Raw genomic sequence first — 5,823 nt, 5'->3', positions numbered from 1 at the left:
CCGGCAGATGCTTTTTCAGGAACATGCTCGGCTCGATGCAATTGTCGTCCTCGTCGCCGCAGATAATCAGCGCCGGCGTCGGCACCTTCCGGATCGCCTCGGTCAGGGTGTAGATCGAGGGCCGGCCGCCCTGGAAGCCGCGCATGGTGTTGGCCGATCCTTTGGCGTCGTGCCGTGCCAGCGCGGCATAGAAATCGGCATGGCCGCGCGGGTCTTTCAGCAGGAACGGAATCCGGCTCGGCGCCTCGCGCGTGGCCTTGGCCACTTCGACCGAGCCGATCGTTTCATACTGCTCGGCGTTGGCCCGGCATTGCGCGCGGAAGGCGTCGAGATGTTCCAGGCTCGAGCCCGAGCCGACCGCGGCCAGCGTCATCGACAGCGCGCGCGCCGGCGCGTTGAGGCCGATCTGCAGCGACGAATAGGAGCCCATCGACAGGCCGACGAAATGCGCGCTTGCGATCTTGAGATGATCGAGCACGGCGAGCGCGTCGGTATAGAAGTGCTTGTAGGTGTAGACGTCGGCGGCGGGCGGCACGTCGGAGGGCGTATAGCCGCGCGCGGAATAGGCGATGCAGCGGTGGCCGCGCGAGAAATAGCGCATCTGCGGCTCCCAATTGGTGTGGTCGGCCGCGAACTCGTGCAGGAAAATGATCGGCGTGCCGCTTCCCGCCTCCTCGAAATAGAGGCGGACATTATCCTTGGCGACGGCATAGGGCATTTTGAAGCTCCTCTCGTGGGCCGGCTGGAAATCGATCCCAGGACCGCATCAGGCGGAAACAGAGTTCTTTCGTCAAGAATCCATCGTGGAATCGCCTCGAAAGCGATGCTGCACTGCCGCAAGCCGTCTTTCTTTCGCCACATCGTCAATTGCAAAACGCCGCAGCGGTCGTTCTGGACGTCCGTGTGGGGAAGGGGGGTGTGTCATAGAGGATAAAGTATGGTTCAGTTGTTTGCGTCTCGCAGGTCGCTTCGTCTCATGGCGCTGGCTCTGTGTTCGGCGGCGATCACCGTATCCGCCGCTCCGGCTTCAGCACGTCCTCACCATGGCGCAGGGCGGCATGCTCGCGTCCACCACGCCGGCCACCATGCACGGCATTTCGCTCACTATCATAGAAGGCATGTGGAGCACGTGTCGCGCTGGGACCGCGGCGTGGCGCAAATGCAGGCGGGCGGCTTTGCCGATGCCAATGCAAGTACCAGTGCAAGCCTGACGCCGGGCGCAAGCGCGCCGGCATCTAGCGGCTTCGGTTCGTCCAACGTCGTGGCCGAAGCGCGCCGTTACATCGGCGGCAACCCGACCGGCCGTGGCAGCCTGTGGTGCGCGCGGTTCATGAACATGGTGCTGGAGCATTCCGGTCATCGCGGCACCGGCTCCGACATGGCACGCTCGTTCGCCAATTACGGTCAGCGCGTGTCCGGCCCGCAGGTCGGTGCCATCGCCGTGATGGGCCGGCGCGGCGGCGGCCATGTCGGCGTCATCACCGGCATCGATGCCAAGGGCAATCCGATCGTGATCTCCGGCAATAGCGGCAACCGGGTGCGGGAAGCGCCGGTGTCGCGCGGCCGGATCTACGCCTACGTCATGCCGACGAGCTGAGGCTTCTTCACCTCTCCCCGTTCTTTACGGGGAGAGGTCGGCGCGCTCTTGCGCGACGGGTGAGGGGCGAGGCACGCTACTGGCCCATCGTTCAGTGCTCGTGGATCGCAGACGATGTGGAGAGTAACGCGACAAATTGACCCGACGGGCAAATCAGCAAATCCTGTCAACCCTTTCCTAAGAAAATATTCCTCTTCTCAGGCGACCCCAAATCAGTTCGCTGAACCTGTATGCTCGTGTGCGCTTCTTTGCACAATTTTGCACACGAGACCGCGGGTGCAGCGTGCACCCGGCATTCCCTGCACCCTCCTTTGTCGAGGGTGACAAGCGCAAGAACTCGGGCGCATCGCGCCGCGAGAAGGCATACCCGTATTTGGAATTGGAGCCCGTCATTGCGAGCGAAGCGAAGCCATCCCATGTCACCTCGCTTGCGGAAGGATGGATTGCTTCGCTTCGCTCGCAATGACGGCATTCTACCGCCACGAGTGAAGTCACAACAGCTCCGGCTGCTCCGCGGCAATCGCATCGCCGGTGGCAATGCTGCCGGCGGCGATCACCTCGGCATAGATGCCGCATTCATTGTGGCCGAGCCGGCGCATCAGCGCCGGCGGAATGGCGAGGTCGCGGGCGCCGGTGTCGGGATCGACATCGACGGCGGCGCAGCGGGTGATCCGCTTCATCACCTTGAGCCGGGCCTCGCCGACGGCGAGGGTTTGGTTGAGCAGTTCGAATTCGTGCCAGGCGGGCCAGCCCTCGACATAGAGGTTGGCGCGGAAGCGCAGGGGGTGAACCGGCTGGCCGACCATGTTCTCGATGGCGCGCAGGCTGGCGAGATTGATGATCGAGACCACTTTTCGGGCGAGGTCCGAAAAGCTGTGGTCCTTGCCGGAGAGAATTTTGGGCGGTCCCCTGATCTCTCCGGCACAGGCGCTGGAAAAAAATCGCTCGATGGCGGCCCGGCCTTCGGCGGTCTCAAGATCGCCCCGGGCAACCACCGAGCCATCTCGCCGGATGGTCAGGACGTGGCTCACATCGTCGAAATGGCTGCGCAGCGGCGCCAGCCATTCGTCCCGCATCAGCATCAGGAAATGCGGCTTCGGCATCCATTTGGGCTCGGTGGGATCGAAGCCGCTGGGGCCGTTTTCGATGGCGTAGCGGCGATCGGCCAGCAGCGTCTCGCCGGGCTTCAGCGCGGCGCGCGGCAGCGCTTCCGGGGTGAGGCCTTTGACGGGGTAGCGGTAGATGCCGGCAATCTGCGCGGACTGGATGGGTGGCATCGTGCTTTCTAGGAGATTCCCGATGTCGGCGCTACCGCTCGCAAAATCGTGAGCCGGCCTCTTCCGTTTTGCCACCCGATGCCCACATTTGCGCCAAGCCAGAAATAACGGCGACGATCGCGGCCGTTTGAGGAATGTCAACGCGGCCCGCGGAAACCCAATGAAGATGCCGTGGCAGTGCCTTAAGGGGCTGAGCGGCAGGCTGAGGGATATGAACCATGAATATTGAAAAATATACCGAGCGGGCACGCGGCTTCCTCCAGTCGGCGCAGTCGCTCGCCATGCGCGACGGCCACCAGCAGTTCTCGTCGCTGCATATGCTGAAAGTGCTGCTGGATGACAGCGAGGGCCTCGCCGGCGGTCTGATCGACCGCGCCGGCGGCAATTCCCGCGCCATCCTGAAGGCGACCGAGGACGCGCTCAACAAGCTGCCGAAAGTCTCGGGCGGCGGCGCCGGACAGGTCTATCTGGCGCCGGACCTGGCGCGGGCGTTCGATGCCGCGGAGAAAGCGGCGGAGAAGGCCGGCGACAGCTTTGTCACCGTGGAACGGCTGCTGCTCGGGCTGACGCTCGAGAAGGGCAGTGAGGCCGGCGCGATTCTCGGCAAGGGCGGCGTCACGCCACAGAACCTGAACGCGGCGATCGAGGCGCTGCGCAAGGGCCGCACCGCGGATTCGGCCACCGCCGAGAACGCCTATGACGCGCTGAAGAAATATTCCCGCGACCTCACGCAAGCGGCGCGCGACGGCAAGCTCGATCCGGTGATCGGCCGCGACGAGGAAATCCGCCGCACCATTCAGGTGCTTTCCCGCCGCACCAAGAACAATCCGGTGCTGATCGGCGAGCCCGGCGTCGGCAAGACCGCGATCGTCGAAGGTCTTGCCTTGCGAATCCTCAACGGCGACGTGCCGGAGAGCCTGAAGGACAAGAAACTGTTGTCGCTCGACCTTGGTTCGCTGATCGCAGGCGCGAAATATCGCGGTGAGTTCGAGGAACGGCTGAAAGCCGTGCTGCAGGAAGTCACCTCCGCGGCAGGCTCGATCATCCTGTTCATCGACGAGATGCACACGCTGATCGGCGCCGGCAAGGCCGACGGCGCCATGGACGCGTCCAACCTGTTGAAGCCCGCGCTGGCGCGGGGCGAACTGCATTGCATCGGCGCCACCACGCTCGATGAATATCGGAAACACGTCGAAAAGGACGCCGCGCTGGCGCGGCGGTTCCAGCCGATCTATGTCAGCGAGCCCTCGGTCGAGGACACCATCTCGATCCTGCGCGGGCTGAAGGACAAATACGAGCAGCATCACGGCGTTCGCATCACCGACTCCGCGCTGGTGGCGGCGACCACGCTGTCGAACCGCTACATCAGCGACCGCTTCCTGCCCGACAAGGCCATCGACCTGATGGACGAAGCGGCGGCGCGGCTGAAAATGCAGGTCGATTCCAAGCCGGAAGAACTCGATTCGATGGACCGGGAGATCATCCGGCTGAAGATCGAGCAGGAAGCGCTGAAGAAGGAGAGCGACGCCGGTTCGAAGAGCCGTCTGCAGGCGCTGGAGAAGGAGCTTGCCGACCTCGAGGAGAAGTCGGCGGCGCTGACGGCACGCTGGAGCGCGGAAAAGAACAAGCTCTCCAACGCCCAGAAGCTCAAGAGCGAACTCGATGCATTGCGCATCGAACTTGCCAACGCGCAGCGCCGCGGCGAATTCCAGCGCGCGGGCGAACTGGCCTATGGCCGGATCCCGGAGCTTGAGAAGAAGCTCGCCGACATCGAGGCCAAGGATGATGCCGGCGAGATGATGGAGGAGGCCGTCACCGCCAACCACATCGCGCAGGTGGTGTCGCGCTGGACCGGCGTTCCCGTCGACAAGATGCTGGAGGGCGAAAAGGACAAGCTCCTGAAGATGGAGGACAGTCTTGGCCAGCGGGTGGTCGGTCAGGCCGAAGCCGTTCGCGCGGTGGCGACCGCCGTGCGCCGTTCGCGCGCCGGCCTGCAGGATCCGAACCGCCCGACCGGCTCGTTCATGTTCTTAGGTCCGACCGGCGTCGGCAAGACCGAGCTGACCAAAGCGCTCGCCGAATATCTGTTCAATGATGAGACCGCGATGGTCCGCCTCGACATGTCCGAATACATGGAGAAGCATTCGGTGTCGCGGCTGATCGGCGCGCCGCCGGGCTATGTCGGCTATGACGAGGGCGGCGCGCTCACCGAAGCGGTGCGGCGGCGTCCCTATCAGGTGGTGCTGTTCGACGAGATCGAGAAGGCGCATCCGGACGTGTTCAACGTGCTGCTGCAGGTGCTCGACGATGGCCGCCTGACCGACGGTCAGGGCCGCACCGTCGATTTCCGCAACACGCTGATCATCATGACCTCGAACCTCGGGTCGGAGTTCCTGGTCAACCAGCCGGAGGGCGAGGATACCTCGGCGGTGCGCGAGCCGGTGATGGGCATGGTGCGGGCCCATTTCCGCCCCGAATTCCTCAACCGAGTCGACGAGATCATCCTGTTCCACAGGTTGCAGAAGAGCGAGATGGGCCGGATCGTCGAGATCCAGTTTGCTCGCCTCCAGAAGCTCCTTGAGGAGCGCAAGATCACGCTGACGCTCGATGCGGCCGCGCGCGACTGGCTGGCGGCCAAGGGCTGGGATCCGGCCTATGGCGCCCGTCCCCTGAAGCGGGTGATCCAGCGCAATCTGCAGGACCCGCTGGCCGAGATGATCCTCGCCGGCGAGGTCGCCGATGGCGATCATGTGGCGATCTCGAGCGAAGGCAATGTGCTGACCTTCAACGGCAAGGCGCCGCAGACCGCCGAGATCGCGCAGTTCGAGGCGCCGGTGCCGAAACGGAAGCTGAACTGAGCTTGCGTGCCGCGCGACGTTCACGACGTCAGGATTTGATCGAAGGCTCAGCGATTGCTGACCTGCCGCACCGGCGGCGTGCCGGCCGGGC

General features: G+C 64.2%; 4 protein-coding genes. 2 read left to right on the top strand and 2 right to left on the bottom strand.

Translation table 11 applies throughout. From position 1 onward, the window contains the following. A partial coding sequence (locus WCE35_RS05585) for an alpha/beta fold hydrolase (RefSeq protein ID WP_424592352.1) occupies positions 1-718 on the bottom strand: 718 nt, incomplete at its 3' end. Between the two features lie 219 nt (positions 719-937). Between WCE35_RS05585 and WCE35_RS05580 the strand changes: the two genes are divergently transcribed. Continuing rightward, positions 938-1,597: a TIGR02594 family protein gene (locus WCE35_RS05580; protein ID WP_424592351.1), complete on the top strand. Its 660-nt coding sequence runs from the start codon at positions 938-940 to the stop codon at positions 1,595-1,597. Positions 1,598-2,088: 491 nt separating this feature from the next. On the opposite strand, the gene WCE35_RS05575 is transcribed toward WCE35_RS05580, so the two are convergent. Continuing rightward, positions 2,089-2,874: an MOSC domain-containing protein gene (locus WCE35_RS05575; protein ID WP_424592350.1), complete on the bottom strand. Its 786-nt coding sequence runs from the start codon at positions 2,872-2,874 to the stop codon at positions 2,089-2,091. Between the two features lie 218 nt (positions 2,875-3,092). Between WCE35_RS05575 and clpB the strand changes: the two genes are divergently transcribed. Next, the gene (clpB, locus tag WCE35_RS05570; RefSeq protein WP_424592349.1) at positions 3,093-5,732 is read left to right on the top strand and encodes an ATP-dependent chaperone ClpB; all 2,640 of its coding nucleotides are present in this window, start codon (positions 3,093-3,095) and stop codon (positions 5,730-5,732) included. Positions 5,733-5,823: the final 91 nt, after the last annotated feature.

The organism is Bradyrhizobium sp., from assembly GCF_049691595.1.
Classification (GTDB): domain Bacteria; phylum Pseudomonadota; class Alphaproteobacteria; order Rhizobiales; family Xanthobacteraceae; genus Bradyrhizobium.
Note: the sequence above shows the minus strand (reverse complement) of the source record. Positions and strands in the feature narration are given on the sequence as shown.

Coding starts and splice junctions, on each gene's coding strand:
- clpB (WP_424592349.1), top strand. CDS start 3,093: ATGAATATTGAAAAATATACCGAGCGGGCACGCGGCTTCCTCCAGTCG.
- WCE35_RS05580 (WP_424592351.1), top strand. CDS start 938: ATGGTTCAGTTGTTTGCGTCTCGCAGGTCGCTTCGTCTCATGGCGCTG.
- WCE35_RS05575 (WP_424592350.1), bottom strand. CDS start 2,874: ATGCCACCCATCCAGTCCGCGCAGATTGCCGGCATCTACCGCTACCCC.